This window comes from Pseudomonas vancouverensis, assembly GCF_004348895.1.
GTDB lineage: Bacteria > Pseudomonadota > Gammaproteobacteria > Pseudomonadales > Pseudomonadaceae > Aquipseudomonas > Aquipseudomonas vancouverensis.
The window spans coordinates 15,800-30,808 of sequence record NZ_RRZK01000012.1 but is presented as its reverse complement, the minus strand read 5'-3'; the positions used below and the strand labels follow the sequence as shown (position 1 = coordinate 30,808).

Here is a 15,009-nt window from a genome sequence, read left to right as displayed (position 1 = left end):
GAAACACAAATGAAAACGGCCTGGACAGGGCCAGGCCGTTAACAATTGTAAAACCTTGCTTACTTCAGAACGGCAAGTGCCGCTTCGTAGTTCGGCTCGTCAGCGATTTCCTTGACCAGCTCGCTGTGCAGCACGTTGTCGTTTTCGTCCAGCACCACGACGGCACGGGCGGTCAGGCCTTTGAGCGGACCGTCAGCAATGGCCACGCCGTAGTTCTTGATGAACTCGGCGCCACGCAGGGTCGACAGGTTCTGGACGTTTTCCAGGCCTTCGGCGCCGCAGAAACGCGCCTGGGCGAACGGCAGGTCGGCGGAGATGCACAGGACAACGGTGTTGGCCACTTCGTTGGCCTTGGCGTTGAACTGGCGAACCGAAGTCGCGCAGGTCGGAGTGTCGATGCTTGGGAAGATGTTCAGCACTTTGCGCTTGCCGGCGAAGTCCTTGAGGGTCACGTCGGACAGATTGCCGGCAACCAGGGAAAAGGCTGGCGCCTTGGAACCGGCTTTTGGCAGTTCGCCTTCGACTTGAACCGGACCGCCTTTGAGAGTGACTTGAGCCATGAACGGAATCCTTCTGAACGTTGTTGTGGAGAATTTTGACGAGGCCGAAGTTAACCACGAAATTGTCCGACGACCTACGGTCAAAACCAAATTGTCATGTGCTGACGCACAAAATTGGATACAGGTTCCTCACTCGCCCTCAAAACCCACAAGATTATGTGTCGTAGACCACAGCGTACCCTCCTCGCCGGCCCTCACTCTTTGTTAATGACGAAAGGCACGTACCTGCCCTTGAGCACTTCATCAACCATAAATGTCGAAAACAACACTACGCTGGCGTGAGATGCAGCTTTTTTTTCCGAGCCCTGTCGATCCGCGCCAACGCCAATCGACAATCAAGTGACTCAACCACTTAAAACGGAGCACCTGCCATGCGATTCATGATCATCATCAAAGCCAGCGCCGATTCCGAAGCAGGCATCATGCCCAGCGAAGAACTGCTGACTGCCATGGGCAATTTCAACGAAGAGCTGGTCAAGGCCGGCGTCATGCTCGCCGGCGAAGGCCTGCAACCCAGCAGCAAAGGCGCCCGGGTGAAATTTTCCGGCGACAAACGCACGGTCACTGATGGCCCCTTCATTGAAACGAAAGAGCTGATCGCCGGTTTCTGGATATGGAAGGTCAAGTCCAAAGAAGAAGCCATCGAATGGGTCAAGCGCTGCCCCAACCCGATGCCGGGCACCGATGCCGAGATCGAGATTCGCCAGGTGTTCGAGATGGAGGATTTCGGGGCTGAGTTCACGCCGGAACTGCGCGAGCAGGAAACAAGGGTGTGGGAGCAGGCGAAGAAGAACTGAAATACCCCGTGGCACAACACGTCCTTAACCTTGCTGTTCGAGGACGTGTCTCCGACCGTCCCCATGCGTCCGTTTCTGGCGGCTCACACTTCCATCGACATGACCGCACTTCGAGATTTCAACCCCAACCATCTGTAATCCATTAACTTTTCAGTACACGAAATTAACGATAACCCGTACACAAAACCAAAGAATTAATCCGTTCGACTGGATAACCCGTGGTTAACTGCTAACTTCAACTGACGCGTCCTACAGGCTCGATCGGAAAGGGACTACTCACTAGCGGCCTAGCGATAAGGGTCGAGTGCCCAATGAGCCACCAGGGAACGGGGGAAACATGTCGATAAATTCAGGGCATTGCGCCGAGATCAGGGTGACCTCGCCTGCACCTGCTTTTTGTGTTGGCGCCGATAAAACCCAGGCAGCCAGCAAAAGCGATGCCCCGTGTTTCCTCGCATCGGTCCTCAATCCTGAGGATGACGAGGCCCGCCTGTTCGACTGCAATTCCCACTCCCTCGATAAGCGCCTGCTTGAAGCGGCCCATGACTTCCCACTCGGTTTGGGTGGAGGCAGCACCTGCAAGTCCGTTTCCAATACCTTCAACATACTTGCCGAGTGGCCGTTCACGCGCCGCGACGGAATCAACATGACATTTGGAAAGTGAGGGCGCTGCCATGCACATTGCAGTTCGCGCTGCCGGATTTGGTCTGATGACGATGTTTGTCAGTTGCGGCGTGGGGGCCAACTCAGTTGTCACTCCTGCATCCGCCGCCCCTGTCTGCGCGACGCAGTGCCTTTATCTGCCGGCACCGACAGTCAGCAACAATCAATGGAAATTGCCGATGCTGGCGCCTGTAAATCAACAAGAACAGTAAGTGGAGTCAACGATGGTCAGGGCTTTTGTAGTACGTCCTTTATTGGCCTTGTGCGTCGTGGGTGGCAGCCCGCTGGTGCTGGCTGCAGAAGGCGGTGGCGGTCGGCCGATGACCGGTCTGCAAGTGTTTTCCAACGCCGGGATCGTGCCACCGGAGCCCGGCTGGGTGATGTCGCTGAGCAGTTTCTGGTACGACGGCAGCCTCAAGGGCAGCGCTCAGGTGCCCATCGTCGGCGCGCTGAGTACCGGTATTGACCTCAAGGTGTCCTACACCATGGCCAACTTCACCCATGTCTGGGATACCGGCAAGGGCCGTTGGAACTACGCCTCGGCCATCGGCGTACCGGTGCAATACACCGACATCAGCGCCAGCATCACCGGCCCCCGAGGCCGCACCCTGGGCACCGGGGACTCCGGCACCCAGTTCGCCGACATGCTGGTGACGCCGATTGCCGCCGGCTATCACTTCGACGAACTCAACCACATCTCGTTCTCGCTGCCGATCTACCTGCCGACCGGTGCCTACAACGACAATCGCCTGGCCAACCCCGGGCAGAACAATTACACCTTCATGCCCACTGTCGCCTTCACTCACCTGGATGGCATGGGTGGCGAACTCACCCTGTCCGGGGGGCTCGAGTTCTATACCGAAAACAACGCGACGGATTACAAGAACGGCGACCTCTTCACCCTCGATGCCCTCTGGACCCACGGCTTTGGCAACGGCTGGAACGCAGGTATGGCGGCCGGTTACATCCAGCAGCTCACCGACGACACCGGTTCAGGCGCCAATAGCGGCTTCCGCGGGCGCTCCGTGGGTGCCGGGCCGACATTCGGCTGGGAAGGCAAGTTCGCCGATGCCCAGGCCAATATCAACGCCCGCTGGATCCCCGAGTTCGACACCAAGAACCGCCCTGAGGGCAACGGCTTCAGCGTCAACCTGACCCTGGCGTTTTTCTAGGAGGTGGCATGACTGCACTCAACGACATCAATGCCCTGCAAGCGAGCATCGCCGAAGCGGTACTCGGCCAGGACCAGGTGATTAGGCAAATCCTCGTCGGCCTGTTGGCCAATGGGCATCTGTTACTTGAAAGCCTGCCCGGCCTGGCCAAGACCCGTACAGTCAAGGCGCTGGCCAAACACCTGGACGCGAAGATGAGCCGCATCCAGTTCACCCCGGACCTGCTGCCGTCGGACATCACCGGCGCCGAGGTGCTGCATCAGGTCGAGGGCAAAAACGAGATCCGCTTCCAGCCTGGGCCGCTTTTCGGCAACCTGATTCTGGCCGACGAAATCAACCGTGCTCCCGCCAAAGTGCAGGCGGCGTTGCTGGAGGCCATGGAAGAACGGCAAATCACCGTGGCCGGCAACAGTCACAAGCTCCCCGAACTGTTCATCGTGGTCGCCACACAGAACCCGATTGAACAGGAAGGCACCTACCCGTTGCCGGAAGCGCAGATGGACCGTTTCCTGATGAAGGTCCTGCTCGACTACCCGAGCGCGGAGAACGAAAGCCAGGTCCTGCGCCTGCTGCGCGAAGAAGAACAGGCCCTCGGCGCCAAGGCGACCGCCGTGCACGGCTTCGAATTGTCCCAGGACGTGATCTTCGCCGCACGGCGGGAAGTCAGCGCGGTGCACGTCTCCCCGGCCATCGACCGCTACCTGATCGACCTGATCAACGCCACCCGCCACCCTGCCGATTACGACGCTGACCTGGGCCGCTGGATCAACATCGGTGCCAGTCCTCGCGGCGGAATCGGCCTGGACCGCTGTGCCCGAGCCGACGCCTGGTTGCAGGGCCAGGACTTCGTTTCGCCGGACAACGTCCGTGCGGTGGTGCATCCGGTATTGCGCCATCGCCTGCAACTGAGCTACGACGCGGTGGCTGATGGCGTGACGGCCGATCAGGTGCTCGACCGTTTGCTCGATAAAGTGGCGATTCCGGCGTGAACACCGACGGCCTGGTCTATGTCGCTCTGGCGCAATTGATGGCCCTGGAGTTCCAGGCCCGTGACCTGAGTTTCATTGCGCGCCAGCCCCAGGGCAGCATTCTCGCCGGCAACCATGCTTCGCGCCTGCGCGGTCGAGGCTTGAATTTCGATGAGCTGCGCCGCTATCAACCCGGCGACGATCTGCGCCACCTCGACTGGCGCGCCTCCCTGCGCACCGGCAAACCGGTGGTACGCACGTTCACCGAAGAGCGCGACCGCCCGGCATTGATTCTGGTTGACCAGCGTATGTCGATGTTCTTCGGCTCGCAACGCAGTTTCAAATCCGTCACCGCCGCCGAACTGGGTGCACTGGCAGCGTGGATGGTGTTCAACGCCGGTGACCGGGTCGGCGGGCTGGTGTTCAACGACCAGCGCATCGACAGCATTGCCCCGCTGCGCAGCCGCAAACGAATCGAGGCGCTGTGCAGCCGTATCGCCGAGCAGAACCAGGCACTCAACGCCGCCAACCCGGACGCTGAAGGTGAAGATCAACTCAACAAGGTGTTGCAGCATTGCCTGGCGGTGGCCGGCCACGATCACCTGATTTGCATCGTCAGCGACTTTGCCGGGGCCAATGAACGCACCTTGCAACTGATGCGGCAACTGTCGGCGCACAACGATGTGATTGCCATGCAGGTCTACGACCCGTTGGCCCTCAACCTGCCAAAGAACGGTCACGTGCTGGTCACTCAAGGACATTTGCAGGTTGAACTGGCGGTGGAGCGGCGTCAGGTGCATCAACCCCTGGGCGACTTTCTCAGTGGTCGGCTCAAGGACGTCGCCACGTTGCTGCGGCGCAGCCAGGTGCCGCTGATGATGTTCAGCACCGCCACCCCGGCCCTCGACCAACTGCGTGCCGAACTGGGCAAACTGGCCGGGGGGCGCCGATGAACCCGAACATTCCGAGCATCGATCAACTCAAGGAAATGGCCCTGCCCACGCCGGTCAGCTACGCACCGCAAACCTGGGGCTGGTGGGCGTTGCTGGCGATATTCGTGCTGGCGGTATTGCTGGTCAGCGCGCGGCGCTACTGGCAGTGGCGACGCGATCGTTATCGGCGTGAAGCCCTGGCGCGACTGGCGGAGTTGCAACAGCGCAGCAATGACCTGAATGCACTGCGCGAGCTGCCGGAATTGCTCAAGCGTGTGGCCCTCTCCATGCCACCCTCGTCCTCTGTGGGAGCGAGCTTGCTCGCGATGGCGCCCGTTCAGTCGACATCGAATTTGAAGGTAACGACCTCATCGCGAGCAAGCTCGCCCCCACAGGAATCCCCGGCTGCGTTGGGAACGGCGGACTGGCAAGCGTATTTGCAGCGACACAGCAAACAGCCGCTACCCGCCGACTTCAGCCAGCAACTGGCCTTACTGGCCTACGCACCCGATGCAACCTTGCGTGACCTGCCCAATGAGCAGCGCCAGGCGCTGTTCAACACCTGCAAGACCTGGGTGGAGCGTCATCATGTGGCAGCTTGATTACCCCTGGTTGCTGATCCTGCTGCCGCTGCCTTGGTTTGCCTATCGCTACCTGCCCGACTACCGCGAAGCCCGCAGCGCCATGCGCGTGCCGTTCTTCGGCGCCATGAGCCGGGCGGTCGGCCAGGCGCCGAGCCACGCCGGCATTCGCAGCAATCGCTGGCAGTTGCTGTTGAATGTGCTGGTGTGGGTCTTGTTGCTGATGGCCGCCAGTCGCCCGGTGTTGGTGGAGAAACCCATCGAGCGCCAGCAACCGGTGCGCGACCTGCTGTTGGCCATCGACCTGTCCCAATCCATGGAAACCACCGACTTCACCGACGCCAGCGGCCAGAAGATCAATCGCCTGGCAGCGGTCAAGGAGGTGGTGCATGGTTTCATCGACAAGCGCAAAGAGGATCGCCTGGGTCTGATCGTGTTCGGCACCGGTGCCTATCCGCAGGCACCGCTGACCCTCGACCACGCCAGCCTTTCGCTGTTGCTGGACGACACCGGCATCGGCATGGCCGGGCCGAACACGGCTATTGGCGACGCCATTGGCCTGAGCCTGAAGATGCTCGATCAGGCCCGCGAACAGGAAAAAGTGCTGATCCTGCTCACCGACGGCAACGACACCAGCAGCGCCATCACCCCCGACCACGCCGCGCAGATGGCTGCGGCCAAGGGCGTGGTGATCCACACCATCGGCATTGGCGACCCGAATGCCGAAGGCGAAGCCAAGGTCAACCTCCAAGGCTTGCAGGCCATCGCCGAAGCCACCGGCGGGAAGTTTTTTCGCGCCGAGGACCGCAACGCGCTGGATCAGGTCTACAGCACCCTCGACACGCTCACCCCGCATCAGGTGAAGACCCTCAGTCACCAGCCCAAGCGCGATCTGTTCTGGTGGCCGCTGGGTGCGGCCATTGCCTTGCTGGCGCTGTATCACCTCGGCGCGCTATTGCTTCCGCGCCTGAAGCTCGCGCGTCAACGGCAGGAGGCCTGACATGGAGATCAACCTCAGCGACCTGCATTTCCTGCGCCCGCTCTGGCTGTTGCTGGCGGTATTCGGTGCGCTGCTGCCGGTGCTGTGGCGGCACAGCCAGGATCTGCAACGACGCTTGCGCAGCAACATCGCACCGCACCTGTTGCCGCACCTGTTGATTACCCCGAAAGATCCACATCGCTTGCGCCCGGTGCATCTGGCCTGCGCGCTGTTGGTGCTGGGGGCGATTGCCGCGGCGGGGCCGACCTGGGAGCAGGATCGACCGGATTTCCTGGAAAACCGCGCGCCGCTGATCATCGCCATCGACCTGTCGCCGTCCATGGACGCCAGCGATGTTCCGCCCAGTCGCCTGGAAGCGGTCAAACATAAACTCCACGACCTGATCCAGCGGCGCGCCGGTGCGCGCAACGCCCTGATCGCCTATGCCGGCAGCGCCCATCTGGTGTTGCCCGCCACCGACGATCCGGCATTGCTCGACACCTTCATCCAGGCCTTGAGCACCGACCTGATCGACAAACCGGGGAAAAACCTCAGCGCCGTGATTGATCAGGCCAATCGCCTGCTCGCCGCCGAGAAAACCCCGGGCACCCTGCTGCTGATCACCGATGGCGCGGACACCTCGGCGCTGGCTGAACTGGACAAACAACTCGATGACAGCGACTTGCAGGTCCTGATCCTCGCCGCCGGCAATACCGATGGTGGCATCGTTCACAACGCCAGCGGCCAGCCGCGCACCGACAGCAATGGTCGCCCGCAACTGGGCAGTTTCGACCAGGACGCACTCAAGCAACTGGCCTCCGCGCTGGACGCGCCACTGGGCAGCATGACCCTCAACAACGACGATCTGGACTGGATCGAATTGCACGCCGAACAGCACTTTCAAAGCGCCAGCGATGAACAACGCGAACTGCACTGGAAAGATGCCGGCTACTGGCTGTGCTGGCCGCTGCTATTGATTGCGCTCTTCAGCGTGCGCAAGGGCTGGAGCCTGAACTGGATGCCCGCTGTGCTGCTGGTGATAGGCCTGGGGCTGCAACCGACGCCCGCCGAGGCCAATGCCTTGACCGATGCCTTTTTCACCCGCGATCAACAAGGGCGCTGGGCGTTCGAGCATGAACACTATCCCCAGGCCGCGGCTTTGTTCGTCGATCCGTACTGGAAAGGCTTGGCCGCCTACAACGCTGCGGACCTCGACCTGGCGCTGGCCAGTTTTGCCCGGCTGGACACGGCGCCCGCGTATTTCTATCTGGGCAACATTTACGTGCGCCGCTTCAAGTTCGACCAGGCCATTGCCGCTTATACCCAGGCGCTGAAGCTGCAACCGCAGTTCCCGGAGGCCACCGCCAACCTGGCCCTGGCCATCGCCTTGCAGAAGGACACCGAAAGCGCGGAAAAGAATGCTCCCGAAACCAAGCCCGACGAAATCAAGATGGACAAGGCACCCGGCAAGGGCCACCTCAAAGCGGTGCAAACGCAACAGGCGGCGTCGGATGAGCAGTGGCTGCAGAACCTGACGACATCGCCGGCGAAATTCCTCAAGCAGAAGTTCAGCTTGCAGGATCAGGTGGGGGCCAAGCCATGATGCTGTTCGGATACCGAGTCGCGTCCATCGCGAGCAAGCTCGCTCCCACATTGGATTTGTGCACGCTGATGGTCCCCTGTGGGAGCGAGCTTGCTCGCGATGGTGCCAGATCAATCACCACAAAACTCGGCGCCCTGCTCCTGTGCCTGATCAGCCTGCACAGCGTCGCCGCCGAACCTGTGCTGAAGGTCAAGGCCACCCTGCAACCCACCGGCCCAGTCATGGTCGGCAGCCTGCTCGAACTGCAACTCGATGTCTTCACCGACACCTGGTTCACCAGCGCCCCCACCCTGCCCGACCTGAAACTGCCGGGCGCCCTGGTGATGCCACCGGACGGCCATGCCGAGCACATCAATCAGACCGTCGATGGCCAGTTTTTCAGCGGCATGCGCTACCGCTACCTGATCACGCCGAACCAGGCCCAAGGGTTCGATATTCCGCCACTGACAGTGCAAGCCACGCCGGGCCAGACCGATCACGATCTCACCGCGCAGAGCGCTCCCTTGCATTTCAATGCTGCCCAGCCCACAGGGTTTCAGCCCGGTGAACCGGTGTTGGTGGCCCAGGCGTTACGCTTCACGCAAAAGCTGACACCTTCGGCCACACCGCTGAAGGTCGGCGACAGCGTCACCCGCGAGTTGACGCTCCAGGCAGATGGCACCCTGGCCATGGCCTTGCCCACGCCGGCACTGGCGGATATCGAGGGGCTGAGCCGCTACCCGAAAAGCCCGCAGATCAGCAATCTGAATGACGGACGTGGTCACTTCAATGGCGGCCAGCGCATCGACAGCGTGACCTACCGGATCGATACCGCAGGGCATTACAGCCTGCCAGCCATTGACTTGAAATGGTGGGACACCGGCAGTCAGCAGATTCGTACCACCACCCTGCCCGCACTGACCTTCGATGCCGCCGCCAACGCCGCCTACAAACCGGTGTTCTCGATCAGTGAAGACCTGAAGAATCTCGGCCAGCACAAGCGCCTGCACCTGCCTGGCCACTGGCTTGGCGGGCTGGTGTTGCTGGTCGGTGTGTTGTTCATCGGCTGGTTCAGCCGCCCGCTGGTGCAACGTGCGCGCCTGCGCTGGCAGGCACGACGTCAGGCACGGCACGACGCCTGGCTGGCGTCGGCCGACTACGCCTGGAAGCAGATTCCGGCGCAGATCGACGGCAAACCTGCGCAACTGAGTGCCCTGTACCTATGGACCCGGCGTACCCGTCACGGCCTGAAGCTGACCAATCTGGGGCCACGCCTGCAAACCTTCCTGCGGGCCTGCTACGGTGGCAAACCGGACAAAGACCAGGCGCTGCAACAACTGCACCAGTCCTTGGCTACGCTGCAAAACGCGACTGAGCATGACAAGGCACCCGTAACGCCTGCGCTACGCCCCCTCAATCCGGTCCACGAGAAGGATTTCCCATGACGATCGCGACCCCGTCACACCATCACCCCGCCTTCAAATTCCTCCTGACCCTGGCGCTGAGCCTGCCCCTGTTGGCTCAGGCGGCGGAGCCTTTACCCTCGTGGAACGACGGCCCGGCTAAAAAACACATCATCGAGTTCGTCCAGGCCGTGACCGATCAGGGCAGCAAGGACTTCGTCAAACCCCAGGACCGCATCGCCGTGTTCGACAACGACGGCACCCTGTGGAGCGAGCAACCAATGTACTTCGAGCTGCTGTTCGCCCTCGACGAAGTCAAGCGCACCGCGCCGCAGCACCCGGAATGGAAAACCACCCAACCGTTCAAGGCGGTGCTGGAAAACGATCACAAGGCCCTGGCCGCGACGGGCATGGACGGACTGATGAAGATTGTCGGCGCGACCCACACCGGCATGACCACCGAAGCCTTCGACGACTACGCCAAGACCTGGCTGAGCCAGGCCCGCCATCCAAAAACCGGCCGGCCCTACACCGAGATGATTTTCCAGCCGATGCTGGAGATGCTCGACTACCTGCGCAGCCAGGACTTCAAGACCTACATCGTCTCCGGTGGTGACACCGCGTTCATGCGCACTTTCGCCGAAAAGGTCTACGGCATTCCGCCGGAGCAGGTGATCGGCACGACTTTCGTTACCACCTATCAATACAAGGACGGCAAGGCGTCGATCCTGCGCACACCGAAACTGGCGCATAACGATGACGGCCCGGGCAAACCGGAAAGCATCGACGCGGTGATCGGCAAGCGCCCGATCCTCGCGTTCGGCAACTCCGACGGCGACCTGCAGATGCTGCAGTGGACTGCCGCGGGTCCGGGCAAACGCTTCATGGGGCTGGTGCACCACACCGACGCCAAACGCGAATGGGCCTACGACCGGCAATCGCAGATCGGTCGCCTGGACAAGGCCCTGGACGAAGCCAATCAACGTGGCTGGACGGTGGTCGACATGGCCGCCGAATGGCGCCGTGTCTATCCCTACGACGCCGCCACAACCGAGCAAGTGCAATAAGAAAAAGCGTGACGCAGGACCGCAGTAAACGTTTGTCGCAGTACGCGACGTCAGTGAGCCCAAGGAGCCAGTCGGATGACTCGCATCAGTAAATGGATACCGAAACTTGCCTTGGTGGCAGCCTCGGTCATGGTGTTCTCGGCAACCGCCGGGGCCGCCGAAAAGCCCAACATCCTCGTCATCTTCGGTGATGACATCGGCCAGACCAACATCAGTGCCTATTCCATGGGCGTGGTCGGCTACAAGACCCCGAACATCGACCGCATCGCCAAAGAAGGCATGCTGTTCACTGACTACTACGCGGAGAACAGCTGCACCGCCGGGCGTTCTTCTTTCATTACCGGGCAAACACCATTGCGTACCGGTCTGTCGAAAGTCGGTGTTCCAGGTGCGCCCGTCGGCTTGCAAAAGCGTGACATCACCATCGCCCAAGCCCTCAAATCCCAGGGCTATGCGACCGGTCAATTCGGCAAGAACCACTTGGGGGACAAGGACGAGTACTTGCCGACCAACCACGGCTTCGACGAGTTTTTCGGCAACCTCTACCACCTCAACGCCGAAGAAGAGCCTGAGCGTCCGTACTGGCCGAAAGACGAACCTGAGTTCGTCAAGGCCTACTCGCCCCGTGGCGTGATCCACAGCTTCGCCGACGGCAAGATCGAAGACACCGGCGCGCTGACCGCCAAGCGCATGGAAACCATCGACGACGAAACCACGGCCGCAGCCCAGGCGTTCATCGAGAAACAGGCCAAGGCGGACAAACCGTTCTTCGTCTGGATGAACACCACGCGCATGCACCTGTTCACCCACGTGCGTGACTCGATGAAGGGGCAGAGCGGCATGCCCGGCAACGATTACGCCGACGGCATGATCGAGCACGACGGCGACGTCGGCAAACTGCTGAAAACCCTCGATGACCTGAAAATCACCGACAACACCATCGTCGTCTACACCACCGACAATGGTCCGAACCAGTTCTCCTGGCCGGACGCGGCGACCACGCCTTTCCGTAACGAGAAAAACTCCAACTGGGAAGGCGCTTATCGCGTACCGGCCATGATTCGCTGGCCGGGCAAGATCAAGCCGGGTGAAGTGTCCAACGAAATGTTCTCGGGCATGGACTGGTTCCCAACCCTGCTCGCCGCCGCTGGCGATTCCGACGTGAAGGACAAACTGCTCAAGGGCTGGGCGCCGACTTCTGGTGGCACCAGCTTCAAAGTGCACCTGGACGGCTACAACCAGTTGCCTTACCTGACTGGCCAACAGCCTAAAGGCGAGCGCAAGGAGTTCTACTACTTCAACGATGACGGCGTGCTGGTATCGATGCGTTTCGGCAACTGGAAAGCGGTGTTCTGCGAACAGCGCGAGCCCGGTGGTTTCAAGGTCTGGAGCGAACCCTTCGTGTGCTTGCGGGTACCGAAAATCTTCAACCTGCGCATGGATCCGTATGAGCGTGCCGACGTGGTTTCCGATCAGTACTACGATTGGCAAACCAAGAACGTTTACCTGACCGCACTCGCCGTGGGTAAATCGGCGGCGTTCCTGCAAACCTTCGTCGAGTATCCACCGAGCCAGAAACCGGCGAGCTTCAGCGTCGATCAGATCCGCGCTGCGGTAGATGCGAAAATTGCTGAAAAAATGAAAGCTGCACCGGCTGCACAGTAAGATCGCGTGACCGCCGCTCGCCTTCACCGGCGAGCGGCCTTTTTCAGAGTGCAATTGCATTCGAACTGCAGGAGCCACTCCTGCAGGTTTGGGATTATCTCGAATTTTGTACAAGGCCATTCGCATGTCCACACGTGTCGCCAGCAAGTCGTCGGCCATACCTGTCCAGCCAGTTGCCAGCCCGGCGCTGCTGATTCCCGCCCTGCTGCTGTTCGTCTCCGGTGCCGCGGCGCTGGTGTACCAGGTGTTGTGGATCAAGCAGCTGTCACTGGTGGTGGGCGTCGAGGTCTACGCCATCACCACCGGGATCAGCGCGTTTTTTGCCGGGCTGGCCCTGGGCGGTTTGCTGTTCGGCCGCTGGGCCGATCGCCTGCAGCAACCGGTGCTGCTCTACGCCGGGCTGGAAGTACTGGTGGCCGTGCTCGGTGTCGGCGCGACGTTCGGCATGAGCCTGGCGGCCAGTCCGTTTGCCTGGCTGGAAGAACATGTCGGCCTGCTCGCCTGGGTGCTGCCGTTTGCGCTGGTGGGCATTCCCGCGCTGTTGATGGGCGGCACCCTGCCGGTGCTGGTGCGTTCGTTGGCCAGCGACCCGCATCAACTGGGCAAGGCTGGCGGCCAACTCTATGCGGCAAACACCGCCGGGGCCATCGCCGGCACCTTGCTGGCGGCGTTCGTGCTGATCGCCACTTTCGGTGTTCGCGGCAGTGCGCTGGCCGCAGCCATGCTGAACCTGTTGGCCGCCGCCGGAGCGCTGTGGTTTCAACGCCAACGCCCGGCAGCGATCCATGCCGAAGAAAAACACCACGCAGAAAAAGCCCCTGATCGCCTCGCCCTTTGGCTGTATTCCATCGCCGGTGGCGTGGCCCTGGGTTACGAAGTGGTGTGGTCGCAATCCATCGTGCAGTTCATGAGCACGCGCACCTATGCCTTTGCCGTGGTGCTGGCGACCTACCTGACGGGCCTGTTTCTGGGCAGCGTCTTTCTCGCCCGTCGGGTTGATCGCCTGCGTGATCCCTGGGGCGTTTTCGGACTGTTGATTGCCGGCGCCGGGCTGATTGCCTTGCTGGAGATTGCCTTGCTCGGCCGCTGGCTGATCTTCGCGCAAAGCGTTGCAGAAACCTGGGTCCTGGGGCTGGGCGCCAGTGAGCTGGCAGGCATGAGCGCACGCTTTGCCGTGGCGGCCCTGAGTATCGTCTTTGTGCCGACATTGTTGCTCGGTGCAGCGTTTCCGTTGGCCTTGCGTTTGAGCGTCGGCCGCGAGCACGTCGGCCGTAACGTCGGCGAAGTGGTGGCGTATAACACCCTGGGCGGGATCATCGGCGTGATGCTCTGCGGCTTCGTACTGATCCCGTTGCTGGGCCTGGTGCGCACCCTCGGTTTGCTGGCGATCATCGCCGCCGCTGTCGCTTACCTGGCAGTACGTAAAGGCCACGGCGTGAAGAAAGGCCGGCGTCAGGCCGTGGTTGCCATCGGCCTGGTGTCAGTGGCCTTCGCCGTGTTCACCCCGGTGAACAAACTGGCGAGCCTGCTGCCGGGCGCACGCAACGGCACCCTGACCTTCTACGAAGAAGGACGCGGTGGCACTGTTGCCGTGGTTGCACAGGGCAGCGGTCAGAAAATCTTCCAGCGTTTGTATATACAGGGCGTGTCCAACACCGGTGACGCCATGCCATCGCTGCGCTATATGCGCATTCAGGCGTTGCTGCCGCTGCTGATCCACAACGGCGAACCGCGCTCGGCACTGGTGATCGGCTTCGGCACGGGCATCACCGCCGGCGCCCTGACCCGCTACCCGGGTCTTGAGCATCGCGTCGTGGCCGAACTGTTGCCGTCGGTGGTCAAGGCCGCGCCGCTGTTCAAGGGTAATTTCAATGCGGCGGCCGATCCCGGTGTCGATGTGCGCCTGCGCGACGGTCGCCAGGAACTGCTGCGCAATCTGCAGCGCTATGACCTGATCACCCTCGAACCGCCTCCGCCTTCTGCCGCCGGTGTGGTCAACCTGTATTCCCGTGATTTCTACCAACTCGCCGCCAGCCGTTTGCAGAAACAGGGTCTGGTGGCGCAGTGGCTGCCACTGCCGACCCAGAACATCGACGATTCGCGCTCGCTGGTGCGCAGCTTCCTCGACGTCTTCCCGTACGCCAACCTGTGGACCAGCGAGTTCCACGAGATGTTGCTGGTGGGCTCGATGGAACCGATCGAGCTGGATGCGGCGAAGATCAACCAACGCTTCCAGCAAGACACCGTGCGCGGCACCTTGCAGGACGTGGGCATTGGTTCGGCGGCGGCCCTCATGGCGACCTGGGTGACTGATCGCGCCGGCCTCGAACGCTTCGCCGCCGACGCCCGGCCGGTCACCGACGATCAGCCACGCATCGAATACGCGCCGTGGGTGCGTGCGAAGGAAATCAGCCGCGTACTGCCGGCCCTGCTCGACCTGCATGTGCCGGTGCCACTGGTGAATGCCGATGCCGGCTTTGTCGAGCGCATGAACATCAACCGTCAGCGCCTGATGCAGTTTTATCGGGCCAGCCTGCACGCCTATGACGGTGACCGTGATGCCTGGGCTCGAGACATTCGCGAAGTGATGAGTGGGGACTCGGCAAACCCGTATTACCGCTGGTTTGTCGGCGAATGACC

At 61.4% G+C, this 15,009-nt stretch carries 14 protein-coding genes; 13 read left to right on the top strand and 1 reads right to left on the bottom strand.

The genetic code is table 11. The annotated features are described in order from the left end of the window. Positions 1-59 precede the first annotated feature (59 nt). A complete protein-coding gene (gene tpx / locus EIY72_RS12155) occupies positions 60-560 on the bottom strand; it encodes a thiol peroxidase (protein ID WP_093221676.1) in 501 nt (166 codons plus the stop codon). A gap of 371 nt (positions 561-931) precedes the next feature. Here tpx and EIY72_RS12150 point away from each other — a divergent pair, with 371 nt between their 5' ends. From EIY72_RS12150 to EIY72_RS12090, 13 genes are all read left to right on the top strand, one after another. Beyond that, the gene (locus EIY72_RS12150; RefSeq protein WP_093221682.1) at positions 932-1,357 is read left to right on the top strand and encodes a YciI family protein; all 426 of its coding nucleotides are present in this window, start codon (positions 932-934) and stop codon (positions 1,355-1,357) included. A gap of 337 nt (positions 1,358-1,694) precedes the next feature. Further along, positions 1,695-2,021: a hypothetical protein gene (locus EIY72_RS12145; RefSeq protein WP_093221687.1), complete on the top strand. Its 327-nt coding sequence runs from the start codon at positions 1,695-1,697 to the stop codon at positions 2,019-2,021. 10 nt (positions 2,022-2,031) lie between these two features. Beyond that, positions 2,032-2,232 carry a hypothetical protein gene (locus tag EIY72_RS12140; RefSeq protein ID WP_132680133.1) on the top strand — a complete coding sequence of 67 codons (201 nt, stop codon included), beginning with the start codon at positions 2,032-2,034 and terminating at the stop codon, positions 2,230-2,232. A gap of 12 nt (positions 2,233-2,244) precedes the next feature. Further along, positions 2,245-3,192, top strand: a complete 948-nt coding sequence (locus tag EIY72_RS12135) for a SphA family protein (RefSeq protein ID WP_093221691.1) — start codon at positions 2,245-2,247, stop codon at positions 3,190-3,192. An 8-nt stretch (positions 3,193-3,200) separates the two neighbouring features. Next, positions 3,201-4,181, top strand: a complete 981-nt coding sequence (locus EIY72_RS12130; protein ID WP_093221697.1) for an AAA family ATPase — start codon at positions 3,201-3,203, stop codon at positions 4,179-4,181. Beyond that, positions 4,178-5,113 (top strand): DUF58 domain-containing protein, encoded by a 936-nt coding sequence (locus EIY72_RS12125; protein ID WP_093221705.1) that lies wholly within the window; start codon positions 4,178-4,180, stop codon positions 5,111-5,113. Before EIY72_RS12130 ends, EIY72_RS12125 begins: the two co-directional genes overlap by 4 nt. Then, positions 5,110-5,694: a DUF4381 domain-containing protein gene (locus tag EIY72_RS12120; protein WP_093221709.1), complete on the top strand. Its 585-nt coding sequence runs from the start codon at positions 5,110-5,112 to the stop codon at positions 5,692-5,694. Before EIY72_RS12125 ends, EIY72_RS12120 begins: the two co-directional genes overlap by 4 nt. Then, positions 5,681-6,673: a vWA domain-containing protein gene (locus EIY72_RS12115; protein ID WP_093221714.1), complete on the top strand. Its 993-nt coding sequence runs from the start codon at positions 5,681-5,683 to the stop codon at positions 6,671-6,673. Before EIY72_RS12120 ends, EIY72_RS12115 begins: the two co-directional genes overlap by 14 nt. 1 nt (position 6,674) lies before the next feature. Further along, positions 6,675-8,255, top strand: a complete 1,581-nt coding sequence (locus tag EIY72_RS12110; RefSeq protein ID WP_093221719.1) for a VWA domain-containing protein — start codon at positions 6,675-6,677, stop codon at positions 8,253-8,255. After that, positions 8,252-9,679 carry a BatD family protein gene (locus tag EIY72_RS12105; protein WP_093221723.1) on the top strand — a complete coding sequence of 476 codons (1,428 nt, stop codon included), beginning with the start codon at positions 8,252-8,254 and terminating at the stop codon, positions 9,677-9,679. The genes EIY72_RS12110 and EIY72_RS12105 overlap by 4 nt, the downstream gene beginning before the upstream one ends. Beyond that, the gene (locus tag EIY72_RS12100; protein WP_093221733.1) at positions 9,676-10,704 is read left to right on the top strand and encodes an HAD family hydrolase; all 1,029 of its coding nucleotides are present in this window, start codon (positions 9,676-9,678) and stop codon (positions 10,702-10,704) included. Before EIY72_RS12105 ends, EIY72_RS12100 begins: the two co-directional genes overlap by 4 nt. Positions 10,705-10,779: 75 nt before the next feature. Beyond that, positions 10,780-12,369 carry an arylsulfatase gene (locus EIY72_RS12095; protein WP_093221737.1) on the top strand — a complete coding sequence of 530 codons (1,590 nt, stop codon included), beginning with the start codon at positions 10,780-10,782 and terminating at the stop codon, positions 12,367-12,369. Between the two features lie 124 nt (positions 12,370-12,493). Then, positions 12,494-15,007, top strand: coding sequence for a fused MFS/spermidine synthase (locus EIY72_RS12090; protein ID WP_093230556.1), 2,514 nt, complete (start codon positions 12,494-12,496; stop codon positions 15,005-15,007). Positions 15,008-15,009 lie beyond the last annotated feature (2 nt).

Bases quoted from the DNA above. Each gene is read 5' to 3' on its own strand.
- tpx (WP_093221676.1), bottom strand. From the start codon at position 560: ATGGCTCAAGTCACTCTCAAAGGCGGTCCGGTTCAAGTCGAAGGCGAA.
- EIY72_RS12150 (WP_093221682.1), top strand. From the start codon at position 932: ATGCGATTCATGATCATCATCAAAGCCAGCGCCGATTCCGAAGCAGGC.
- EIY72_RS12145 (WP_093221687.1), top strand. From the start codon at position 1,695: ATGTCGATAAATTCAGGGCATTGCGCCGAGATCAGGGTGACCTCGCCT.
- EIY72_RS12140 (WP_132680133.1), top strand. From the start codon at position 2,032: ATGCACATTGCAGTTCGCGCTGCCGGATTTGGTCTGATGACGATGTTT.
- EIY72_RS12135 (WP_093221691.1), top strand. From the start codon at position 2,245: ATGGTCAGGGCTTTTGTAGTACGTCCTTTATTGGCCTTGTGCGTCGTG.
- EIY72_RS12130 (WP_093221697.1), top strand. From the start codon at position 3,201: ATGACTGCACTCAACGACATCAATGCCCTGCAAGCGAGCATCGCCGAA.
- EIY72_RS12120 (WP_093221709.1), top strand. From the start codon at position 5,110: ATGAACCCGAACATTCCGAGCATCGATCAACTCAAGGAAATGGCCCTG.
- EIY72_RS12115 (WP_093221714.1), top strand. From the start codon at position 5,681: ATGTGGCAGCTTGATTACCCCTGGTTGCTGATCCTGCTGCCGCTGCCT.
- EIY72_RS12110 (WP_093221719.1), top strand. From the start codon at position 6,675: ATGGAGATCAACCTCAGCGACCTGCATTTCCTGCGCCCGCTCTGGCTG.
- EIY72_RS12105 (WP_093221723.1), top strand. From the start codon at position 8,252: ATGATGCTGTTCGGATACCGAGTCGCGTCCATCGCGAGCAAGCTCGCT.
- EIY72_RS12100 (WP_093221733.1), top strand. From the start codon at position 9,676: ATGACGATCGCGACCCCGTCACACCATCACCCCGCCTTCAAATTCCTC.
- EIY72_RS12095 (WP_093221737.1), top strand. From the start codon at position 10,780: ATGACTCGCATCAGTAAATGGATACCGAAACTTGCCTTGGTGGCAGCC.
- EIY72_RS12090 (WP_093230556.1), top strand. From the start codon at position 12,494: ATGTCCACACGTGTCGCCAGCAAGTCGTCGGCCATACCTGTCCAGCCA.